The sequence below is a fragment of the Snodgrassella sp. ESL0304 genome, assembly GCF_013344995.1.
Classification (GTDB): Bacteria; Pseudomonadota; Gammaproteobacteria; order Burkholderiales; family Neisseriaceae; genus Snodgrassella; species Snodgrassella alvi.
Window position 1 is genome coordinate 58,782 of sequence record NZ_JAAEDR010000006.1, and the last position, 23,288, is coordinate 82,069.

At 41.1% G+C, this 23,288-nt stretch carries 21 protein-coding genes and 4 tRNA genes; 18 read left to right on the forward strand and 7 right to left on the reverse strand.

Going from position 1 to position 23,288, the window contains the following annotated elements; all coding sequences use genetic code 11:
* The first annotated feature begins 44 nt into the window (after positions 1–44).
* Complete coding sequence (locus GYX91_RS00980) at positions 45–1,796, forward strand: VWA domain-containing protein (protein ID WP_174829718.1); 1,752 nt, start codon at positions 45–47, stop codon at positions 1,794–1,796.
* Positions 1,797–2,440: 644 nt separating this feature from the next.
* The gene (gene pdxY, locus GYX91_RS00985; protein ID WP_174829719.1) at positions 2,441–3,307 is read left to right on the forward strand and encodes a pyridoxal kinase PdxY; all 867 of its coding nucleotides are present in this window, start codon (positions 2,441–2,443) and stop codon (positions 3,305–3,307) included.
* Between the two features lie 76 nt (positions 3,308–3,383).
* Here the strand turns inward: pdxY and GYX91_RS00990 are convergent, their stop codons facing one another.
* Positions 3,384–4,103: a YggS family pyridoxal phosphate-dependent enzyme gene (locus GYX91_RS00990; protein ID WP_084565110.1), complete on the reverse strand. Its 720-nt coding sequence runs from the start codon at positions 4,101–4,103 to the stop codon at positions 3,384–3,386.
* Between the two features lie 159 nt (positions 4,104–4,262).
* On the opposite strand from GYX91_RS00990, the gene GYX91_RS00995 reads away from it, so the two are divergent.
* From GYX91_RS00995 to ruvC, 4 genes are all read left to right on the forward strand, one after another.
* Positions 4,263–5,306 (forward strand): type IV pilus twitching motility protein PilT, encoded by a 1,044-nt coding sequence (locus tag GYX91_RS00995; RefSeq protein WP_025329881.1) that lies wholly within the window; start codon positions 4,263–4,265, stop codon positions 5,304–5,306.
* Positions 5,307–5,701: 395 nt separating this feature from the next.
* The gene (locus tag GYX91_RS01000) at positions 5,702–6,931 is read left to right on the forward strand and encodes a PilT/PilU family type 4a pilus ATPase (RefSeq protein WP_084551547.1); all 1,230 of its coding nucleotides are present in this window, start codon (positions 5,702–5,704) and stop codon (positions 6,929–6,931) included.
* Between the two features lie 131 nt (positions 6,932–7,062).
* Entirely contained in the window at positions 7,063–7,764 is a 702-nt protein-coding gene (gene murU, locus GYX91_RS01005) for an N-acetylmuramate alpha-1-phosphate uridylyltransferase MurU (RefSeq protein WP_084551544.1), read from the forward strand.
* A gap of 130 nt (positions 7,765–7,894) precedes the next feature.
* Positions 7,895–8,446 (forward strand): crossover junction endodeoxyribonuclease RuvC, encoded by a 552-nt coding sequence (ruvC, locus tag GYX91_RS01010; RefSeq protein ID WP_078475011.1) that lies wholly within the window; start codon positions 7,895–7,897, stop codon positions 8,444–8,446.
* A gap of 104 nt (positions 8,447–8,550) precedes the next feature.
* Here the strand turns inward: ruvC and GYX91_RS01015 are convergent, their stop codons facing one another.
* The 6 genes from GYX91_RS01015 to GYX91_RS01040 form a co-directional block, all read right to left on the reverse strand.
* Entirely contained in the window at positions 8,551–9,336 is a 786-nt protein-coding gene (locus tag GYX91_RS01015) for a DUF2071 domain-containing protein (RefSeq protein WP_084584955.1), read from the reverse strand.
* Between the two features lie 459 nt (positions 9,337–9,795).
* Positions 9,796–10,398, reverse strand: coding sequence for a phosphatase PAP2 family protein (locus GYX91_RS01020; protein WP_084551056.1), 603 nt, complete (start codon positions 10,396–10,398; stop codon positions 9,796–9,798).
* Complete coding sequence (locus tag GYX91_RS01025; protein ID WP_084551058.1) at positions 10,395–11,684, reverse strand: F390 synthetase-related protein; 1,290 nt, start codon at positions 11,682–11,684, stop codon at positions 10,395–10,397. The genes GYX91_RS01020 and GYX91_RS01025 overlap by 4 nt, the downstream gene beginning before the upstream one ends.
* The gene (locus tag GYX91_RS01030) at positions 11,681–12,487 is read right to left on the reverse strand and encodes an MBL fold metallo-hydrolase (RefSeq protein WP_174829720.1); all 807 of its coding nucleotides are present in this window, start codon (positions 12,485–12,487) and stop codon (positions 11,681–11,683) included. The genes GYX91_RS01025 and GYX91_RS01030 overlap by 4 nt, the downstream gene beginning before the upstream one ends.
* The gene (locus GYX91_RS01035; protein ID WP_174829721.1) at positions 12,488–13,495 is read right to left on the reverse strand and encodes an NAD(P)-dependent oxidoreductase; all 1,008 of its coding nucleotides are present in this window, start codon (positions 13,493–13,495) and stop codon (positions 12,488–12,490) included.
* Positions 13,492–14,505: a 3-oxoacyl-[acyl-carrier-protein] synthase III C-terminal domain-containing protein gene (locus tag GYX91_RS01040; RefSeq protein WP_174829722.1), complete on the reverse strand. Its 1,014-nt coding sequence runs from the start codon at positions 14,503–14,505 to the stop codon at positions 13,492–13,494. Before GYX91_RS01040 ends, GYX91_RS01035 begins: the two co-directional genes overlap by 4 nt.
* A gap of 898 nt (positions 14,506–15,403) precedes the next feature.
* On the opposite strand from GYX91_RS01040, the gene dprA reads away from it, so the two are divergent.
* The 12 genes from dprA to nusG all read left to right on the forward strand — a co-directional run bounded on the left by dprA (position 15,404) and on the right by nusG (position 23,259).
* Positions 15,404–16,582 carry a DNA-processing protein DprA gene (gene dprA, locus GYX91_RS01045; RefSeq protein ID WP_100125049.1) on the forward strand — a complete coding sequence of 393 codons (1,179 nt, stop codon included), beginning with the start codon at positions 15,404–15,406 and terminating at the stop codon, positions 16,580–16,582.
* An 11-nt stretch (positions 16,583–16,593) separates the two neighbouring features.
* Positions 16,594–17,052 carry a DUF494 family protein gene (locus GYX91_RS01050; RefSeq protein WP_025329887.1) on the forward strand — a complete coding sequence of 153 codons (459 nt, stop codon included), beginning with the start codon at positions 16,594–16,596 and terminating at the stop codon, positions 17,050–17,052.
* A gap of 141 nt (positions 17,053–17,193) precedes the next feature.
* The gene (gene topA / locus GYX91_RS01055; RefSeq protein WP_174829723.1) at positions 17,194–19,488 is read left to right on the forward strand and encodes a type I DNA topoisomerase; all 2,295 of its coding nucleotides are present in this window, start codon (positions 17,194–17,196) and stop codon (positions 19,486–19,488) included.
* 78 nt (positions 19,489–19,566) lie between these two features.
* Entirely contained in the window at positions 19,567–20,139 is a 573-nt protein-coding gene (gene rsmD / locus GYX91_RS01060) for a 16S rRNA (guanine(966)-N(2))-methyltransferase RsmD (protein WP_174829724.1), read from the forward strand.
* Between the two features lie 91 nt (positions 20,140–20,230).
* A complete protein-coding gene (locus GYX91_RS01065; protein ID WP_037392355.1) occupies positions 20,231–20,485 on the forward strand; it encodes a YfhL family 4Fe-4S dicluster ferredoxin in 255 nt (84 codons plus the stop codon).
* Between the two features lie 113 nt (positions 20,486–20,598).
* Positions 20,599–20,682, forward strand: a tRNA-Tyr gene (locus GYX91_RS01070).
* Between the two features lie 37 nt (positions 20,683–20,719).
* Positions 20,720–20,793, forward strand: a tRNA-Gly gene (locus GYX91_RS01075).
* 22 nt (positions 20,794–20,815) lie between these two features.
* A tRNA-Thr gene (locus GYX91_RS01080) sits at positions 20,816–20,890 on the forward strand.
* Between the two features lie 42 nt (positions 20,891–20,932).
* The gene (gene tuf / locus GYX91_RS01085) at positions 20,933–22,123 is read left to right on the forward strand and encodes an elongation factor Tu (protein ID WP_025329891.1); all 1,191 of its coding nucleotides are present in this window, start codon (positions 20,933–20,935) and stop codon (positions 22,121–22,123) included.
* 8 nt (positions 22,124–22,131) lie between these two features.
* A tRNA-Trp gene (locus tag GYX91_RS01090) sits at positions 22,132–22,207 on the forward strand.
* A 63-nt stretch (positions 22,208–22,270) separates the two neighbouring features.
* The gene (gene secE, locus GYX91_RS01095; protein ID WP_078474521.1) at positions 22,271–22,723 is read left to right on the forward strand and encodes a preprotein translocase subunit SecE; all 453 of its coding nucleotides are present in this window, start codon (positions 22,271–22,273) and stop codon (positions 22,721–22,723) included.
* A 2-nt stretch (positions 22,724–22,725) separates the two neighbouring features.
* Positions 22,726–23,259, forward strand: a complete 534-nt coding sequence (gene nusG, locus GYX91_RS01100; RefSeq protein ID WP_025329893.1) for a transcription termination/antitermination protein NusG — start codon at positions 22,726–22,728, stop codon at positions 23,257–23,259.
* Positions 23,260–23,288 lie beyond the last annotated feature (29 nt).

The window sequence follows — 23,288 nt, forward strand, 5'->3', positions numbered from 1 at the left end:
ATTATGTTAATAATATATTTTTATCTGATAAATAAAGAATATTTATGTTAAAAATAAAATCAATAGGTCGTAAAGCTTCTTGTAGTTTGATCATGGTGTTATTAACCAGCATACTGAGTGCTTGTAATACGGCTGGCACCAGTAGTAGGGATAGGGTTAGTAGTACGGATAGCACCAGCAATCAATCAGATTATCGCCATGAAAAAAAGTCATCGGAATTTCTGGGCTTGTCTGCTGGCTATGAGGTACGTGGGGTAGGGAGTATATCTTCATCCATCGAGGGGTATGATTCCAGAATAGGATTCAGCGGGGCATACTATCAGAGTCCAGGCTCAAGGACTGTATTTGAAACTCAGCAGCCGGATACTGCGCAATATAAAAATTATTCTGATAACCCGGTAAAACAGGTGGCTACTGAACCTGTCAGTACATTCAGTCTGGATATGGATACAGCCAGTTATGCAAATAGCCGACGGTTTATCACCCAAGGTCGGATGCCGCATCCTGATGCGGTAAGAGTAGAAGAGTTCATTAATTATTTTCCAAGTGCTTCGAATGAGAAATTAACGTCAATAACAGGTTCTCCTTTTTCTGCCGGTTATGAGCTGGCACCCAGCCCATGGAACACAGATAAGGTTCTGTTAAGAGTTAATATTAAGGCAAATGATGTCAATTTTAATCAGTTACCGCCGTCGAATCTTGTTTTTCTGATAGATACATCCGGTTCGATGGATGGTGAAGACAGGCTGGATTTGCTTAAACAGTCATTAAAGTTACTGGTAAATGAACTGCGTCCGCAAGATAAGGTTTCTATTGTTACTTATGCCGGAAGTGCCGGAGTGGCGCTGGAATCTACCTCTGGTAGTAATAAAGCCAAAATTATGGCTGCCATTAATAAACTTGAAGCTAGGGGCAGTACCGCTGGCGGAGAAGGACTGCAGCTGGCTTACAAGATGGCTGAACGGGGCAAAGTAAAAGGTGGAATCAATCGGATATTGCTGGCTACTGATGGTGATTTTAATGTTGGTATTAATAGCACAGAAGAGCTGAAAGCATTTGTCAGCAGAGAAAAAGAAAAGGGTATAACATTATCTACACTTGGTTTTGGTACTAATAATTTCAATGATGCAATGATGGTTCAGATTGCCGATGCAGGTAATGGTAATTACAGCTATATCGATAGTCTCGAAGAAGCGCAAAAGGTATTGCAGGAGGAAATGAGTGCCACTTTGGTGACGGTAGCTAAAGATGTCAAAGCTCAGATCGAATTTAACCCGGCTCAGGTACTCGAGTATCGCCAGATTGGTTATGAAAAACGGCAGTTAAAGCAGGAAGATTTTAATAATGATAAAGTTGATGCAGGTGATATTGGTGCGGGGAAAAAGCTGACGGTTTTATATGAACTGACGCTGGCCGGTGGTAAACCAAGTATTGATCCTTTACGTTATCAGAACAAAAAATCAGCACCAGCTATAAATGCAAACAATAAAGAAATTGCTTTTCTTAAATTACGCTGGAAAGCACCACGTGGTGAAAATAGTGAACTGGCTTCCCTGCCTATAGAAAAGAAAGCTCTGGCCAGTTCTTTTGCTAAAGCCGGAGTAGAAACACGGTTTATGGCCGCAGTAGCTGCATACGGACAAAAATTGCGTAATAATCCTGAATTGTCTAAAACATCTTATCAGCAGATTGCAAGCTGGGCAAATAATGCCAAAGGTGAGGATAAGCAGGGCTACCGCGCTGAATTTGTAAAATTAGTCAGAAAGGCAGCTGCTCTGGACGATAAAGACAACTAAGTCATGATTCACTAGCATATTAAATTTATTTCTAATAGAAAATAAACAGAGATTACTGAACCGGGTAATTTAATAACTAAAAAAGCCAGTTTTAAAACTGGCTTTTTTAGTTATTAATGTTTATAAATTAGTTTTGTCTGCTCACTACAATTATCAGATTCGGAAGATATAAATATTTATGCTTTTGGAGTAATTTAAAGGTTATAATTAATTTCAGTGATAAAAAATAATTGTTTTTAGTTTAATTCAATTTAACTATTGGTTTATGTTCTGCAATCTGAATCTGTATTGTTCAAGTCATGATATGCAGTATGTAATCTAAATGTATAAAACTAATAATAATTATTGAGAAAAAATAAAATACAAGGTTTGACTGTTAGATGAATATCTGAGTATTTTGTAAATAAATTTTATATCGTATTATTTTTGCAATGCTAGAGATAAATCCGGACAAATTATGTCGTAATTAGTGTGTATACAGGTATGAAAAGCAAGATTCCGGGCTGAGGTGTTGATATAAGTAATGATTTATCCGAACCAATATAATCTGAGTATAATCAGTTTCGTTTAGCATGTTTAGCTGATTATCAGGTTTTTATGAAATCCGCCGGGTAAGCACTCATCGGATTGTAAATGGCATTATTATGAAAAATATACTTTCAATTCAGTCTCACGTGGTATTTGGTCATGCAGGTAACAGTGCTACTGTTTTTCCTATCCGTCGGTTAGGTGTCAATGTCTGGCCATTAAATACAGTACAGTTTTCTAACCATACTCAGTACAAGCAATGGAAAGGTATGGTAATGCCGGCTGCACATTTACTGGATATTGCAGATGGTATTGCTGCAATTGATGAATTAAAAAATTGTGATGCTGTACTAAGTGGTTATATGGGTTCAGCTGAGCAAGGCAATGTGATTACTGATATTGTCAGAAAAGTGAAACAGGCTAACCCGCAAGCCATTTATTTTTGTGATCCGGTAATGGGACATCCGGAAAAAGGCTGTATTGTGGCAGGTGGTGTAGCTGAATTTTTGTGTGATGTGGCTTTGCCGCTGAGTGATATGATTGCGCCGAATCTGTTTGAGCTGGAAGAATTGAACAACAAACAACGTATTCATAATGTTGAGGAAGCAGTTGCAGCCTGTCGTGCTTTATGCAATAAAGGTCCGCGGGTGGTTCTGGTGAAACATTTGAGCCGTGCCGGCTATCAGACAGACCGTTTTGAAATGCTGCTGGTCACTGCTGAGGAAGCATGGCATATTCACCGGCCACTGGTGGATTTTGGTGAACGGCAGCCGGTAGGTGTGGGAGATATGACCAGTGGTATTTTTCTGGCTGATTATCTGTCCGGTAAGACCTTGCTGGAGTCATTTGAGCATACTACTGCTGCAGTATACGGCGTTATGCTGGAAACTCTGAAACGCCGGCAGTATGAGTTGCAGTTGGTCGCTGCTCAGGAAGAAATTGCTCATCCTGCACATCGCTTTCAGGCTGAGAAAATAGCCTGATTGATTTACATATTTATCATAATGATGATAATTTTTGTGCTGCCGGTAAGAAATCCTTACCGGCATAATTTTATTTCTAAGAATTATTTTCTGTCTGAGTGTAGTTGCGCTGCCCGAAAATTGCACTGCCTACCCGTACATGAGTAGCTCCGCAAGCTATAGCAATACTTAAATCCGCGCTCATACCCATTGATAATACATCAACTGCAAAGCCGACCTGGTGCAAGTACTGTAACAGGTTTTGCATCTGTTGAAACTGTTGCTGTAATTCAGAGTCTGTGCTGCCGGCCTTGGCTACACACATAAGTCCGCGCAGTTTAAGACGAGGTAATGCGCTGATGATATTAGCCAGTGCCAGTAATTCGCTTTTATCCGGACTAATACCATGTTTATTGCTTTCTGCTGAAATATTCACCTCAATGCAGACATTGAGTGGTGGTAAACATTCAGGACGCTGCTCATGCAGCCTCCGGGCAATTTTTTCACGATCAATAGTGTGTACCCAGTGTGCCCGTTCTGCCACAATTCGGCTTTTATTTGACTGAATATACCCTATCATGTGCCAGACAATATCCAGTTCAGCAAGCTGACTGGTTTTTTCGCTGAATTCCTGAATATAGTTTTCACCAAAATCGCGTTGGCCAGCCTCATATAAAGTAACGATATCATTGATAGGAAAGGTTTTACTGACAGCAATCAGCTGTACCGGCTGTGGGGCCGCAGTTTGCCGGCAGACATCATTTATGTTTGCCAGTACCTGTTGCCAGTGTTGAATTAAGATGACTGTATTTTTCATAATTAATGGTATTTTTCAATTTTTCTGATTAGATCTAAGTATATTTGTAAAAATTTTGGCATAGTGACAAATATTTTCATTTTAAAGATACGACAACTTGATTAGAATAAGAACCATATTTTGTGCCTGTATTATGCAGGCAAGCATAATGGAGTAAATATGCAGATAACCGATTTATTGGCCTTCGGCGTTAAAAATAAAGCTTCCGACTTGCATCTGAGTGCTGGTCTGCCTCCCATGATACGCGTTAATGGTGATATCCGTCGTATCAATCTGCCTGAACTGAGTGCAGAAGAAGTAGGCAAAATGATTGCTTCTATCATGAACGATTATCAGCGCAAGGAATATCAGCAAAACCTGGAAACTGACTTTTCGTTCGAATTGCCCAATGTATCGCGGTTCCGTGTTAATGCCTTTAATACTGAACGCGGTCCTGCAGCCGTTATGCGTACCATTCCGAGTAAAGTTCTTACACTTGAAGAACTGAGGGCTCCGGCAATTTTTCAGAAAATTGCAGAACTGCCACGCGGGCTGGTACTGGTAACCGGCCCTACTGGTTCCGGTAAATCAACTACACTGGCAGCAATGATCGACTATATCAATAATAATGATGCCGGTCATATTCTAACAATTGAAGACCCGATTGAGTTTGTCCATCAAAGTAAAAAATCGTTGGTAAATCAGCGTGAACTGCATCAGCATACTCATAGTTTCGCCAATGCCCTGCGTTCGGCACTGCGTGAAGATCCGGATGTAATTCTGGTAGGCGAAATGCGTGACCCTGAAACGATTGGTCTGGCCTTAACTGCTGCCGAAACAGGTCACTTGGTATTCGGCACTTTACATACCACAGGTGCTGCTAAAACTGTCGACCGTATTGTGGATGTATTCCCGGCAGGTGAAAAAGAAATGGTTCGCTCCATGCTATCAGAAAGTTTGCAGGCAGTGATTTCTCAGACTCTGCTTAAAACCAAAGATGGTAACGGCCGTGTGGCAGCACATGAAATTATGATCAGTAATCCGGCAGTACGTAACCTGATTCGAGAAAACAAAATTGCTCAGATCAACTCTACTTTACAAACTGGTCAGAAATTCGGAATGCAGACACTCGATCAGTGTTTACAGCAATTAGTGCGTGAAAACCGTATTAGTATAGATGTTGCACGTGCCAAAGCAGTAAGTCCGGATCAGCTGGTAGGCTAATTGTTTGTTGTTTTTATATAGGAAAGTGTATTGATATGGGTACGTTGAAAGGTTCTGCTGAGGAGTCGTCCGCTTTGACTGATTTACTTGCAGATATGGTTAAACATTATCAACATCCTGCAGCAACCGGGGCTGCCGATAATTCTGCTTCCGGTACAGCTGCCAATACATCCACAGTGACAACAGAACAACCGCAGTCTAATGTTGTTGCAAAAGAGGTTACGGTAACGACAGCAAACCAAATACCAGCACCGAATACAACAGCCACAACAGCAACTGCAAGAAATATGACAAAATCTGCTGTTACAGCGGTATCACAAACTGAAAAAGCTGTATCTGTACCGGTTGCAGAACGTATTCCTGCAAAGACTTCTGTTACTTCTGAAATCAATACAATGACAAAACCTACAAGCACAATGACAGATTCACATACACCAGATATCAGTGCAGCTGCCTCTGCCAGTTCTCCTGCTTCCCTTACTCTCGAACGGGAAACCATCCACCTCCATCCGGTACTGGAAAAAATGGCTGTGGAAGCTGTGCGTTTAAATGCTGCTGATATCTTTATCAGTCCCGGATTCCCGCCATCATGGAAAATAGATGGTAAGATCACACCGGCGCCTACTAAGCCTTTAACTGCAGATGAAACTGCCAAAATTGCTATGTCAACCATGACCATGGCGCAACGTCAGCGGTTTATCCAGGAACTGGATCTGAATTATTCCATTATTGCTAAAAACGGCGTGCGCTTCAGGGTAAATGCCTATCATGAACAAGGTCGGGTAGGTATGGTTCTGCGCCGGATTACCACCGATATTCCAACTACTGAAAGCCTTTTTCTCCCACCGGTACTGGACGAGCTGGTAATGAAAAAACGCGGGCTGATTATTCTTGCCGGTCCTACCGGTAGCGGTAAATCCACTACTATGGCTGCTATGCTGGATTATCGCAATGCTAATTCTGCCGGTCATATTCTGACTATTGAAGATCCGATTGAATATGTTCATAAACCTAAGAAAAGCATTATTACTCATCGCGAGGTAGGCGTAGATACACTGAACTGGGATAATGCTATGCAAAGTGCACTGCGTGAGGCTCCTGATGTAGTCTGTGTGGGGGAGGTGCGCAGTGATGAAAGCATGGAGTATGCATTAAAGCTGGCTCAAACTGGCCACTTATGCTTTTTTACTCTGCATGCCAGCAGTGCAAATCAGGCTATTGAACGTATTCTGAACTTTTATCCGGAAGAGCAGCATAAACAAGTATTGATGGATTTGGCACTGAATCTGGTATGTATTATTGGTCAGCGCCTGGCTTCGAAAAAAGATGGTAAAGGCCGTCGTGCTGTGGTTGACTTGCTTATTAATACCGCTACTGTTCAGGACTATATCTACAAAGGTGAATTAATGCAGATAAAAGAACTGATGGCTAAAGCAGGCAATGATGGAATGCAAACTTTCGATCAGTGTCTGTTCCAGTTATATGCCGATGGTATTATTGATTTTGACGAAGCCTTGCGTCAGTCTGATTCACCCAATGACTTACGTTTACGTATTAATCTGTATGAACAGGGTGAAAAGGGTGCGGCAATCTTTGATACTGGGGCAGATTTGAATCTGATTTAAATTAATTAAATGTATTAATCAGCTATGATTTCGAATATTCAGGCAAAGCAATATGCTTTGCCTGTTATATTATCGGCTTGATCTATCAGCCTGTAATTTTAACTGGATTTACTACGGAATAATCAATCACCATGAAAGCCATGATTCTTGCTGCCGGACGCGGTGAGCGAATGCGTCCACTGACAGATACTTGTCCGAAACCATTGCTGAATGTTGGTGGTATACCTTTAATTGCTCATCATTTACGGCGGTTAAAGGCAGCCGGATTTAATGACATTATTATTAATCATGCCTGGCTTGGACAACAAATTGAAGATACTTTAGGCTCAGGGCATGCTTATGGCGTGGATATCCGTTATTCAGCAGAAGCTGAGGGTGGGTTGGAAACGGCCGGAGGGATTGCTACAGCCTTACCTTTATTGGGTCATGCCCCTTTTCTGGTTATAAACGGAGATGTCTTAACCGATATTGATTTTGCACAGGCTTTCAAGATTAGTAAAAAGTTACAGCAAACAGGTAAGCTGGCACATTTATGGCTGGTTAATAATCCGGGACATCACCCAGAAGGTGATTTTAGCCTGACGGACCAAGGGGATATTATTGAACGACAGCCAGAAAACCCGGCATTTACTTTCAGTGGTGTAGGTGTTTATCATCCAGCTCTTTTTAATGAGATACCAAGATATACCCGGGCTAAACTGGCACCTTTGTTGCGTACAGCTATGCAAACCGGGCTGGTGAGCGGTGAGTATTATGATGGCTATTGGCTGGATGTAGGTACAGTAGAGCGATTGCAACAAGCAAATCAATGGTTTGCTGAAAAAATATCATGAATCACTAACAGATATGATTAATATACGGTAACATAATTTACTCAGCTGGCAGAGCGAATATCCGTTTTATAAGATAGTGTCACAACCGGTCAGCATAAATCCTTGTTTTTCAGTGATTAAGTAGTAAAATATGCAAAAACAGCCGACAGAGCAAACTCATATTCGAATTCTGGGCGTTGATCCTGGCAGCCGAGTTACCGGCTTTGGAGTTATTGATGTCATCGGTAGCCAGCATATTTATGTGGCTTCCGGTTGTATTAAAACGACTTTAGGTGCCCCATTAGCTGAGCGTATCCGTATAATTGTTAAAAATTTACGTGAGGTGATTACAACCTATCAGCCAACGCAAACTGCTGTAGAACAGGTTTTTGTCAATGTTAATCCTGCTGCAACACTGGTACTGGGACAGGCTCGTGGAGCCGTATTGGCAGCATTAACCCTGGGAGAACTGCCTGTATTTGAATATACTGCATTACAGGTCAAACAGGCTGTAGTAGGTAAGGGGAAAGCTGCTAAAGAGCAGGTGCAGCATATGGTGGTGCAAATGCTGTCACTCTCGGGTACGCCTCAGGCTGATGCTGCGGATGCTTTAGCGGTAGCATTAACTCATGCTTTACGAAATTATAGTCTGGCTTCAAAAATTCAACAGGGGCTAACCATTAAATCTGGTCGTTTTCGTTGAATTCTGTCTGCCAGACGATATTCTGCTATTTGTCAAAGTACTTATTTCTATTTTCTATGTGCAGAACAATACAATTAGTAAATTATAATTTTTGTTGATAAAATCTATAACGCTGTAGGTGGTAAATAGATGGTAAATTCGTTGATAGGCTGAAGTAAAACGCTGTAGGGATGCTGCTGTTCATCCTCATTAACTAAATTCATTCTACTTAACAGGCCAAATTGTGCTGACTCAAGTTTTGCCGGCTTTACGTCTAGTCGATCATGCCAAACACGGTAAGTTCCCAATTTGCCATTACGCCGGTAGTAGAAGCCGGCCAGTGGATGAGTCAGATATACCAGTGCAGTTTCATTATCAGGAAACCCCTGAAAATGAAATTGTTGGTCTGGCTGCTGGCTTAATTGTACCTGTGCAGGTGCCCAGTCAGACTGTGTATGCATTTCATAATGCTGGTAACATTTGGAAAGTGGGTCAAAGTGACAATTAAAACTTATTTTGCCCCGATGCCAGGGTAATTTCCATACATTCCGGGGTACCATAATCGTCCAGGAATCCAGAGTTGTGCCCAAAAACCAGACACAGCGTTCACCAGTAGTGGTATCTATAATATAAATTCTATAGTTGGTTTGCCCCATGGTAAAAACAGGAAACGGATAAACGGCTGAAGTGAAATCAACATCCATAAAAGGTACTACTGATAACAAGCCTTTTTGCTCACCATTAATTATGACACTATCCAGCTGAAAACGTGATGGAAATAATCCTGCAAATCTCTCTGCATCAATCGCGTAAGTAATAATAGCAAAATGTTTTAATTTACAGTCTACATCTATGCCTGATGGAGCAGGACGCGGATGCAGAAAATCTTTAAATTTAAGAGGCGTTAGCATATCAATACCTTTAATTCTTATCTGAAAATCTAATCAGTATCAGGAATCATAAAATTTCCTAAACTAAGTATATATATTAAATTTACAAAAATAAACATAAATTAATATATATTATAAATTTAATCTAAAGATTTACATTATAAATAAATGATAATCCTATATCATAAATTAATAGTTTTATATATAAAGAATATTAGATAAGAATTATATTTTTAAAAGCTAATTAGCTTATTGTAAACGGGGGAATATTCATTTAATATATTTGTCATAATTGTAAAATTATTTAATTTAAATATTATGTGAATAAATTAAAAAGAGCATTATGCAATGATAGAATTGGCTTTAACACCAATATATAAATGACAAAACATCTTTGCGAATATTAAATCGTTGTGGCTCAGCCTAACTGCACTAACGGCAAATGTAGATGAAAGTAAACTTTATCATGTTCCTATAAGGCTAGGGTCGTTTAATCAAACGTTTAAATCCATAACGCACACTCCAACCCGCTATCAGCGCCAGTACAATGCCACCAATAAAATCAATAAAGAGATGTCGCCGAAGCTGGATGATCGATAAGACTATAGTCATTCCCCATAGTAGTAAAATTATATTGCGCAGAGGGTGAAACTTGTTTAATGCACCCCAGATAGCAAGAGATGTTAAGGTAACATGCAATGAGGGAAAACAGTTTACTGAATCATCAATTTCAATCAGTTTTGCCAGTAACCATGAACTGACAGAACTACCGTTATCGACCGGATATATCATCGTGGTTGGAAAAATAAGGTAACACAGAGCAGCCAGAATCCCGCTAAGTACAAAACAGCCAGACATCCAGCCTAGGCGTTTATAAGGGGCAATAAAAAAGCAAATTGGAATAATTAAAAAAAATGAGAGATAAGCCCAGATAGCATGAGGTGTAAATTCAATCCATTTATCGATTATTGATGGTGAAAGTAAACTCGGTTCATGTTGCAAACTGGCTGAACCATGATAAGCCATTCCGACCACCCCCCAACTGGTAAATAAATAAACGCATCGCATCCAGAAGTGTTTCATTGAACCCCTCGCTCGCGAATAATTCGCCGCCTTTTTTGCGAAAATTCGGCAGGTATCGTGGTAACAGACAAGAGTTTCCACTTTAGCTGAGTAACATTGGCACCTTGCTGAATAAAATGTGCAGTTAATGCCTGTTGGCATTGGCTTAAGTGTGCGAGTGAACAGCAGGCAATCAGCTCAATACTGTTATCCTGATGCTGAATCAGACGATAATCACTGGTTAATGGTAAATTATTGGCAATCACGCGACTGCAATAGTCAGCAAAAATAGTTAACGGATTTCCTTGCTGATCGGGGAGTAATAGCTGATCATCGCATCGCCCTTCAATATGTGAAATTGCCATCCCTTGCCGGCCACAAAGGCAGGGAGTTTGGCGCCGGACTAAAATATCATCTAACTGATAACGTACAATGGGTTGGGTTTCACGAGTAAAATCAGTAATAATCGGTATAAAACGATTTTCGTCTAACCAGCACGGTTCGATATAGATGAACTCTTCATTCAAGTGAAGCGTACCAAGCGGGCAGGTAGCTGCAAGAAAGCCTTCGGTAGCCTGATAAACTTCAGCCAACTGATTAAAGACCTGTTTGATAATTTGTTTATCCTGCTCTTCAAGAACTTCAGCAGCAGATATCACCAGAACCGGATTTACTGTCAGCCTGCCATTAAGCTTCTCTGTTGCCAGTGCACGCAATACTTGTGCCGGTGCCACGATGATGGTAGGTTGATATTCATTAAGCGATTGGATCTGTTGTTGAAAATTATCAAACAGACCATAAAAACGAAAAGTTAACCAATGGCTGTTAGTACTGTGATAGAGATGATTGTCGGCTCTTAAAAATAATGCAAGCCGTTCTTTAGTCAGTAATCCGCGAGGTAACATTTTTGCCAGTATTCCGCCTGCCCAGATTTGTTGCTCTCTCGGACTCACAACAAATAGGCCACGTTGCCCTGATGTTCCCGAGGATAACCCCACACTGAATTTACCCATTCTGGCACTAAAATCACGCTGTTGTTCGCTGTGCTGAGCCAAGGCTAATAATGAATCACAAGTAAGATTCTCTATATTCATTTGATCAAAATGTGCCATCATCAGCTGCTTATTCATTAAAGGCCATGATTCAAACGGCTGATTAATGAATTGGCTGAAATAAGGGCTTTTGGTTAACACACGCTGTTTAAATTTTTTTAGCTGTTTAATTTGATATGCTTCAAGATCAGCGCGCTGTTTAAATATTAAGTGTTTTGTGCGCCAGTAGTACCAAAGTATTTTTAGTAGCCTCATTCCTCACCTTCATGGCTTAAATAAATGGTCACGTCAGGATGATAAGAGAGTTGATGGAGCTGATTAAGAGTGTTTTCAAAGGCTCTGGAATCAGCCATAATCAATTGGGCAAAGCGAGATGGCTTTCTTAAATCTTGATAATTTTCTTTGACCCATGCAGCATCACTGGCTAACAGCGTCCAGCCCTTATCAGTTAAAATAAATGCACCAATATGGCCGACAGCATGGCCTGGTAAAGGAACTAAAATCACTTGTTCTTTACTGTTTGGCAAGATGTAGCCCTGAGTAAAAGGAGCAAGTTCAGGAGCAAGCTGACAAATTTCAAAATGTTCTACAAAACTCACCCGCTGTTCAAAATCAGACGGAATAAGGTCAGGTACAAATCCTTGTTTAAGCGCAAAAAAACCGCGTAAAGGTTTGAGTGTTTTCCAGCCCTGTTGTGAACAGATGAAATGGCTGTGAGTAAAATCTTTCAGTCCGGCGATATGATCACCATGAAAATGTGAAATAATGACGTTTTGGATACTTGCAAGATCAATACCCAAGGTAATAAATTGCTCTTTAAGAGATTCCCCTTTATTGAGATAGACAGGTGTGGTTTTCTGATAAAGTTTAAAGATACCTGTTTGTGTATATTGCTTAAAATAGTCAGCATAGCCAGTGTCCCATAGCCAGCGGTACCCATCTACTTCTATAAGCCAGGCGCGTGCCGGGAACTGACATACCTTAAAACCTGCTCCGCGCATGGCCATGCATGCAATATGAGTACAATATCCGGCTTTGAACGGGGTAATTCTGGCCATTTATACATGCCCGCTTTGCTGTAACCACTGTGCTGTCAGATGAACACTTTCGTTCATATTATATAGAGGCTGATAACCTAAACGTTCAATCGCCATTTTCTGACTTAAAGTCATATCAAAATAGAGTGTACCGACACTGTAACGGGTTAGTGCCGGTTCTTTATTTGTCAATGATGCGATACCCTCAAGCAAGGCAGCTGCGCCATATAATAATCTATAGGGTAGTGAGCGGATTTTGTAGTGAAGATTTAACTGATCTTTTAATAATAAATGAATTAGATCATCAAGTTTGCAGGGTTGCTGATTGGTAATATTAAAAGCATTACCAGACTGAATATTCTGCTTATCAGACGCCAGGTACAAGGCATGAACGACGTTAAGAACAAAGGTAAGATCTACAAAAGCCTGACCGCCCCCAGGCAAATATAAAATACCTCCGGTACGGTTTAATATTGCCAGTATACGGGGAATAATCACTCTGTCATGAGGGCCGAAAATGCCTCGTGGTCTTAAGATTAAATAAACAGTATCCGGATAAAGCTTTACGCATTCCTGAATGCGTTTTTCTGCTTCATATTTGGTATTTGCATAATGATTTGCAAAATGTTCAGCAAGATAATCTTCAGTAATATTCTGATGAGATTGAAAATCAAAATAAATTGAAGGTGTTGATATATGAATAAAACGTTTAATGCGAGATTTTCCGGCAAGCTGAGCCAAACGTGCAGTAACAACGGTATTGGCCTGATAAAACCATTCATATCTTCCCCATGGGGAAGATAAAGCTGCACAATGCCAGACAATATCACAATCAGAAAGAAGTTGAAGATAATCCGTATCAGTTGCGGTAACTAAGTCCAGTGCAGTAAATTTTGCACCAAGTGTTGTCAGTTCTTTTCCCGCTATTTGATTACGACCCGTGGCATGAACATGATGGCCTTGTGTCAGTAACCATTCTACTGCATTGCGCCCCAAACCACTGGTTGCGCCAGTCACTAAAAATTTCATGGCAGCAGAATCATCCCGCCTAGGGTTAGCCCTGCAGCAGTTCCTATTAGCATAGCTGGTTTCCCCGGATTAAAACGATTGGTGATTACCGCTTCATGCAATGCACTGGGAATTGATGCGGCTACCTGATTACCTCGAAAATGATAAATATCAATTATCGATTCGTTAGGAATAGTAAGCCGTTTACGCATGTGTTCCAGTGATAAATGGCTGGCTTGATGAGGAATAACCGTAGCTATATCAGAGAGAGTTAAGTTAGCCTGATTTAATAAACGAGCTAAATATGGCTCAATCAAAGCAGATGCCAGTCTGAATAGTGGTTTACCTTGCATACGGAAAAGACAATCATTTTCATCCATGCCGGTTTTAATATTCCGACGGCTACCGCCACCGCTGATTTCACAAAAATCAATGCCATCAGTATGTGTTTCTAATAAACAGGCAAGAATACCACTACAACCATCGCCCTTTTCGACAATGGCACAAGCAGCGCCGTCTCCAAAGATTAAAGACGACTCTTCATCCTGCCAGTTCAGACCACGTGATGCTAAATCTGCCGAAACAATAGCGATGCGCTTATAAGCTCCGGTATTTAACAGACCTGCTGCTACCTGTAGTGCACTGATAAAACTCACACAACTGGTATTAACATCAAAGTTAGCAATAGTTTTGGATAACGTGCTGGCTTTTAAAATATGTGCTGCTGTATACGGTAAGGCCTGGACAGGAAGTGCACAGGCTGAAATCAGTAAATCAATTGATTCTGCTGAAATATTACAACGAGTTAGCGCATCATTAATGGCTGCTGCCGCTAAATCAGCCTGCTTTAAATGATGGTCAGCATGATAACGATAAAGAATGCCGGAACGTTTCAGCGTATAACCTGCCGGTTTGTTCAGCTTTTTATCCAGATCTGCAGCCTCAATTCTATCTGGAGGTAAAGCAGTTCCGGTGGAAATAACTTTAATGGGAACTAAGTTTTTATTTAGTAGTTCATTGTCTTTAAACAAAATATGTACACTCCTTTGTTAGGAATTTATTGTAATGCAAATATCTTATTTTACAAATGTAATTATTTATTAAAAATGATATTAATCAATAATTAGTAAGATTGTACATCGCAAATTTATCTGATTTTGAGTTATTGAAATTGATCTGATTTTTTCAGTAAAACCGCAATATATATTCATTACGAATATATATATATTCAGATATTAATATGCTTAAATTGCTGACATAAATGTGAGTTATATTGATGATTAAATTTTAATAAATACAGTCAATTATATGTATAATTAATTATAAAAGTGTTGCCATAATCTGGCTTGAAATTGAGGATATTTAAATTATTTATTTGGTTTAATTTTTTACAGGATTAAAAGAATTATTTGAATAAAGGAGCTATTGTCAGACATGCTCATAGATAAGAAATATATATTCACTTTATAGTATTTTAATCATTGATAATGGTGTTTTATTATCACAACATTATGACATATAATTGAAATTTTCAGCCATTAAAGTTTAATTTGTGACTAAGATCTTTTTACCAATATTTAAAATTAGATAAAATTAAACTTTTTGTTTTACGTGGTGACAAATACATGGTTGCAGTGCAAATTGGTAAGATTTTTTCAATACTGGTGTACTTTTAGAGTAATTAAATTGTTGATAGTTTCAGGAAAAAATTGATTAAACATTTAACCGACAGATATTAAAAAGTACTTTATAGTGAATAATTTTTCATTATTATTCAAAATAGTTAAAGACATTTATAATATGATATTATAATATTGGTCAAAATAAATAATAAGATTAGTTCATAAGTAAATTAATAATAAAAAACAAAAATTGTTTATTTTTAATAATTTTGTCATAATAAAATGTAATAAATATTAAAAATATAATATGGATACGCAAGAACGCCTAGCCTGGATTGAATTGGCATTGACTCCGTTTGTAGGTGCTGAAACTTTTCTTCGCATAATTAAATATTTTGGTTCCGCGCAAAATGCTCTTAGTGCATCGGCTGCTGAAATATCGCCTTTTTGTCAACGGCAAATCAGTAAGTATTGGCATAGTGATGTAGCAAAGCAGGCAACTGAAGCAGCTATAGAATGGGAGCAAGCGCATACTGATGCACGTTTATTACTACTAGCAGATAATGATTTTCCGGCAATGCTAACCAAGGGTTTAACACCGCCTCCATTATTGTTTGTTCGTGGTGATAGTCAGTGTTTGCATCAACCTGCTTTATCAATTGTTGGTAGTCGGCATGCAACACCACAAGCCATGCGCATTACACATGATTTTGCAGCTGCACTGGCACGGAAAGGTGTAACAATTGTTTCAGGCATGGCTAGTGGCGCAGATACAGCAGCACATCAGGGTGCTTTGCAGGCAATCGGTACAACAGTGGCAGTTTGGGGTACAGGTATTGACAGAGTATATCCGGCACGCAACAAAAATTTAGCCACACAAATTGCAGCTCATGGCTGTATTATTTCTGAATTTCCCTTGGGTACTCGTCCTTCGCCGGGAAATTTTCCGCGACGTAACCGCTTGATTGCTGCACTTAGTCAGGGTACGCTGGTAGTTGAAGCCGCAACTGAATCGGGCTCATTGATTACTGCAAGACTGGCCGGAGAAATGGGGCGGGAAGTTATGGCGATACCGGGTTCTATTGATAACCCTTTAAGTAAAGGCTGCCACGCATTAATCAAACAGGGTGCCAAATTAGTAGAAAATCTGGAAGATATTTTGCAGGAATGTCCACGCCTCTTGCAAAAAAAAGATTTGCAATCATATAGCAATCGTCCTCATCTGCAAACTGATGATATAAGTAAATCATCTACAAATACTGATAGTTCAGAAGATTCATTATCAGTTCATTCACCAGATTGTATACTTAACCCGATGGAGCAGCAGGTGCTGGACGGACTGGGTTACGGCATAATGCATCCGGATATGTTAGTTACAGCACTTGGCATGGCTGCTACAGATGTGTATGCTCATCTCGTGACATTGGAGCTTGGTGGCTGGATTACCACTCTGCCAGGCGGCTGTTATCAACGCATTAAATCTTGAGAGGAAAGCAAATGATTGATGTAATAGCGTTTTTGATTGAGCACTTTCAAGACGTTGATGCATTTCCACCGCGTAAAGACTTAGGCGTATTGTTGGAAGAAGTCGGTTTTAATGATGAAGAAATCGGCGACGCTTTATCCTGTCTGGACGATTTGCGTTTTGAACCATTAATTCCGGCAGAAAAGTTACGCAATAGCACTGGATCACGCATTTATAATAATGAAGAGCTCGATGCGCTTCCGCTTGAAGTGCGTGGACTGGTACATTTTCTGGAGCAGAATGGTGCTCTTAATCCTGAGCAGCGTGAATTTGTACTCAATGCCCTGATGAACTTACCTTACGAAGATATTACGGTGGATCATGCTAAAGTATTAGCTTTACTGGTGTTATGGGCACACCGCTCAGAATTACCGGTGCTGATAGGTGATGAATTAATGGCTGCGCTCAATGGTGAAGCCGTCATGCAGTAAGTTACTGAAGCGATACAGTTGCATGAAAGCTTTCAGTCAGCGTGTCTGAAAGCTTTTTGCATTGTTCAAATGTATTTATTAGAATAATCCAGACTAACAACATATCACAAATATTTAAATTACGAATGTGAGCCTGAACTAATGGCAAAAAACCTGTTGATTGTTGAATCTCCATCTAAAGCGAAAACGCTGAAGAAATATTTAGGTAGCGATTTTGAAATTCTCGCTTCCTACGGTCACGTGCGTGATCTGGTTCCCAAAAGCGGTGCAGTGGATCCGGAAAATGACTTTGCTATGAAATACCAGTTAGTAAGTCGTAATGCCAAACATCTCGATGCAATTGTGGCTGCAGCTAAAGAGGCTGATGCATTGTATCTGGCTACCGACCCGGATAGGGAAGGTGAAGCCATCTCATGGCATTTGCAGGAAATACTGAAATCCAAACGCGGTCTGAAAAACTTGCAGCCAAAGCGGGTAGTGTTTCATGAAGTGACCAAAAAAGCTGTACTGGATGCAGTAGCCCATCCACGTGAATTGTCACAAACGCTGGTAGATGCGCAGCAGACGAGGCGGGCACTGGATTATCTGGTAGGTTTTAATCTGTCACCTTTATTGTGGAAAAAAATTCGTCGTGGTTTATCTGCTGGCAGAGTACAAAGCCCAGCATTACGCATGATTTGTGAACGAGAAGAGGAAATCCGCGAGTTTACTGCACAAGAATACTGGACTGTACACCTTGACAGCCATAAAGCACGTACTAAATTTACCGCTAAACTAACCCATTGGCAGGGGCAGAAGCTGGAACAATTTGACATTCCTGATGAAGAACGTCAGCAAGATATCGTTTCAGCTTTGGCCGGTCAGCCAGCACATGTATCTAACGTAGAAAAGAAAAAGCGCAGCCGTAATCCTGCAGCTCCATTTACCACTTCGACTATGCAGCAGGAAGCAGTACGTAAGCTGAGTATGACAACTGATCGTACCATGCGTACCGCACAGCAGTTATATGAAGGTGTGGATGTCGGACAAGGAGCTGTGGGTCTGATTACGTATATGCGTACCGATTCGGTTAGTCTCTCAGATGAAGCTGTAACAGAAATACGTCATTATATTGACAACAAAATCGGTAATGAATTTTTACCTTCATCGCCCAAAATATACAAAACCAAATCTAAAAATGCACAGGAAGCGCATGAGGCTATTCGTCCTACCTCAGTGTATCGCACGCCAGAAGCAGTAAAACCATTTCTGACTGCCGACCAGTTTCGCTTGTATCAGATGATATGGCAGCGGGCAGTGGCCTGTCAGATGGCGCCTGCACGCTTTGATACTACCAGTGTTGATATTGTTGTGGGTAAAGGTATCTTCAGAGTAACCGGACAGGTACAAACTTTTGCCGGTTTCCTCAGTGTCTATGAAGAGGGTGTGGACGACAGCGAAGAAGATGAGAATGCCAAAAAATTGCCGGAACTACATGAGGGTGACAGTTTGCCGGTTGACAGGATTTTTGGCGAGCAGCATTTTACCCAGCCGCCACCACGTTATTCTGAAGCCAGTCTGGTCAAAGCACTGGAAGAGTATGGTATTGGTCGCCCATCAACCTATGCCAGTATTATTTCCACACTAAAAGAGCGGGAATATGTTACTCTGGAGCAGAAACGTTTTATGCCCACTGATACCGGTGAAGTGGTTAATAAATTTCTGACCGAACATTTCGGTCAGTATGTGGATTATAACTTTACTGCCAGACTGGAAAATCAGCTGGATGATATAGCCGGCGGTAAACGGGAATGGAAACCCGTAATGCAGCAGTTCTGGAAAGGCTTTGATAAAGAAATCAAAGCTAAGGAAGATATACCCCGCGCAGAATTAACTGCCGAAAATCTGGATGAAATCTGTCCTAAATGCGGTACCCACCAATTACAAATTAAATTTGGTAAGCGCGGGCGTTTTATTGCATGCAGCGGTTATCCGGAATGTGACTACACCCGCAATGTTAATGAAACAGCCGAGGAAGCAGCAAAGGCAGCGGAAGAACCGACAGTTGTAGAAGGGCGGGTTTGTCCGAAGTGTGAAGGACAACTGGTATATAAACGCGGACGTTACGGCAAATTTATCGGTTGTTCCAATTATCCTAAATGTAAATATATTGAACCGCTTGAAAAGCCAAAAGACACTGGTATTGAGTGCCCTAAATGTCATAAAGGCAATCTGATTGAGCGTAAAAGCCGTTATGGTAAATTATTTTACAGTTGTAATACTTATCCGGACTGTGATTATGCTGTCTGGAATCCGCCGGTTAAAGAAAGCTGTCCGCAGTGTGGCTGGCCAATAATGACCATCAAAACAACTAAGCGGCATGGAACTGAAAAAGTGTGTCCGCAAAAAGAGTGCGGTTATACCGAGCAGATTGAACCACCTGCACCAAAAGAATAAATCAGGCTGCTTTAAAAAATTAGATGTATCAAGACTTTCAGAATGCCTGAAAGTCTTTTTTTATCGGAGTGAGTATACGTGGCAAAAGTACAGTATCAGCATCGCAATCAGGTACGCATTATTGGCGGTACTCATCGCGGACGTAAATTAACATTTCCGGCAGCCGAAGGACTGCGTCCGACTGCAGATAGCGTGCGTGAACGATTGTTTAACTGGCTGGGACAGGATTTAACCGGAATGGCAGTTCTGGACCTTTTTGCTGGTAGTGGGGTAATGGGGCTGGAGGCTGCCTCACGAAATGCTGCCAAAGTTACTATGATAGAAAAAAATCGTCAGGTTGCGGCAGCAATAAAAAGTAATGTGCAGCAATTGAATTTTGGGCAGATAGAGCTTATCTGTACAGAAGCACACAGTTTTCTCATAAATAATCACCAGCAATTTAACATAGTATTTCTCGATCCGCCGTATGTCTGGCAGCAATGGCATGAACTGCTGGAGGTTGTTTCATTACATTTGCTTCCGAATGCGCGCGTATACATGGAATGTAACACATTACCTGTACTTCCAGCTGGCTGGGAGGTACTTAAACAAGGAAAGTCAGGTATAAGTCGTTTTGAATTATTAACTTATCATAAAATTAATACTGAGTAGAGAGAAAGACCGGATTGCAGGAGAGAAAACAAAATAGTGCTATAATCCGCGCCCAACGGTTTAGAGTTAAATTTAACGATAAAGGAAAAACATGTCACTCTTGATAACAGATGAGTGCATTAACTGCGATGTATGTGAGCCTGAGTGCCCGAACAACGCTATTTATCAGGGTGATGAGATTTATGAAATCACCCCTGAGCGCTGTACACAGTGTGTCGGCCATTATGATGAGCCGCAATGCCAGCAGGTTTGCCCGGTAGACTGTATCATTATTGATGAAGAACATCCGGAAAGCGAAGAAGAGCTGGAAGCAAAATATCAGCAGCTAATGGCGGAAAAAGAGTAAATTTTTCCAAGCATGAAATGTATTTGAAACAGTTGATTACTATTTTAAGCAAAAAAAAATGCTGAATAGACTTGACGAAGTGGCAAATGAACATTATCATGCCGTTCTCTTTTGGAGGGATTCCCGAGCGGCCAAAGGGGGCAGACTGTAAATCTGTTGCGAAAGCTTCGAAGGTTCGAATCCTTCTCCCTCCACCAAAATTCCAGTCTTACTTGTAGTTTTTTAAGTGAGTATGCGGGTGTAGCTCAATGGTAGAGCAGAAGCCTTCCAAGCTTACGGTGAGGGTTCGATTCCCTTCACCCGCTCCAGATAAGTAAATACCTACCGTATGCCCATGTAGCTCAGGGGTAGAGCACTCCCTTGGTAAGGGAGAGGCCGACAGTTCAATTCTGTCCATGGGCACCATTAGAATTGATAAACCTAATCATCTTTAGATAGGAAGTAGCCATGGCTAAAGAAAAATTCGAGCGGAGCAAACCGCACGTAAACGTTGGCACCATTGGTCACGTTGACCATGGTAAAACCACTTTGACTGCTGCAATGTGTACCATTCTGTCCCAGAAATTCGGTGGTGCAGCCAAAGCTTATGATCAGATTGACAATGCCCCGGAAGAAAAAGCCCGTGGTATTACCATTAATACATCACACGTAGAATACGAAACCGCAGAACGTCACTATGCACACGTTGACTGCCCGGGACACGCTGACTACGTGAAGAACATGATTACCGGTGCTGCCCAGATGGACGGCGCGATTCTGGTGGTTTCTGCAGCTGACGGTCCGATGCCACAAACCCGTGAGCACATCCTGTTAGCCCGTCAGGTAGGTGTACCTTACATTATCGTTTACATGAACAAATGTGACATGGTAGACGACGAAGAGTTGCTGGAACTGGTAGAAATGGAAATTCGTGACCTGTTGTCAAGCTACGAATTCCCGGGTGATGATGTTCCTTTGATTAAAGGTTCAGCTCTGAAAGCACTGGAAGGTGACCAGTCAGACATCGGTGAAGCTTCAATTATGGCTTTGGCAGATGCACTGGACAGCTACATTCCTACACCGGAACGTGCAGTAGACAAACCATTCCTGTTGCCGATTGAAGACGTATTCTCAATTTCAGGTCGTGGTACCGTGGTTACCGGTCGTGTAGAACGCGGTGTAATCAATGTAGGTGATGAAATTGAAATCGTTGGTTTGAAAGACACCCAGAAAACCACATGTACTGGCGTTGAAATGTTCCGCAAATTGCTGGATCAGGGTCAGGCAGGTGATAACGTAGGTGTATTGCTGCGTGGTACCAAACGTGAAGAAGTAGAACGTGGTCAGGTACTGGCAAAACCGGGCAGCATCACTCCGCACACCAAATTCAAAGCAGAAGTATACGTACTGAGCAAAGAAGAAGGTGGTCGTCATACACCGTTCTTTGCGAACTACCGTCCGCAGTTCTATTTCCGTACAACAGACGTAACTGGCGCAGTAAGCCTGGCGGAAGGTGTGGAAATGGTAATGCCGGGAGAGAATGTAACGATAGACGTAGAACTGATTCATCCGATTGCGATGGAAGAAGGCTTACGCTTTGCGATTCGTGAAGGTGGCCGAACAGTTGGTGCCGGTGTGGTTGCTAAAGTTATCGCTTAAAGTTTTGTAGGCCAGTAGCTCAATTGGTAGAGTATCGGTCTCCAAAACCGAGGGTTGGGGGTTCGAGACCCTCCTGGCCTGCCAAAAAATCAGACTAATCGGCCAATGGTCGGTTAGTCTTTTTTGTATTAATTAAAAGGTGGTTATATGGACAACAAAACATCAAAAGATGTAGGAGCCAAAACCAAAGCACAATTAAAAGCTGAAGCTAAGCAACAGCAGGAGTTGGAAGTCAAACGTAATAAATGGTTTGATTTATTGAAATATCTTCTCTCTGCTATATTGGTTGCCGCTGGTATTGAGGCATTCTATGCTCTTGATGCGCAATTGCCACTTTATATCCGTTATTTATTTCCATTGGTAGGTGTAGTAGCAGCCATTGTAATTGTATTTTTTTGGAGTACGGGTGGACGCAAACTTACTGCCTATGTGCGCGACTGTGTATCGGAAGCCAGAAAAGTAGTTTGGCCAGAGCGTAATGAGGCATTGCGCATGACCCTGTTTGTACTGATATTTGTTGCTGTCTTGTCGTTATTTATTTGGGGTGTTGACAGCCTGATTTCATGGTTGTTATTTGACATCTTTATGAGGAGAAGCTGATCATGGCAAAACAGTGGTATGTTGTACACGCTTATTCTGGTTTTGAAAAAAATGTACAAAAAACCTTAAAAGAGCGCATTGAGCGTGAAGGAATGGGTGAATATTTTGGTCAGATACTGGTGCCGGTTGAAGAAGTTGTGGATATAAAAAACGGGCGTCGCAGTATTACTGAACGTAAATTTTTTCCTGGTTATGTTCTGGTAGAAATGGATATGACCGATGCTTCATGGCACTTGGTTAAAAATACACCACGTGTGACGGGCTTTATTGGTGGAACAGCCAATAAACCATTACCTATTTCAGCTCGTGAAGTGGATGCTATCTTGCATCAGGTGCAAAGTGGAGTAGAAAAACCGAAACCAAAAGTCCTCTTTGATGTTGGTCAGCAAGTGCGGGTAAATGAAGGTCCGTTTAAAGACTTTAATGGCGTTGTAGAAGAAGTCAATTACGAACGCAATAAACTGCGTGTTGCTGTGCAGATATTTGGACGTGAAACACCGGTTGAGCTGGAATTTTCTCAGGTAGAGAAAATTTAACTGCAATAATACAACATAAACTAACCTGT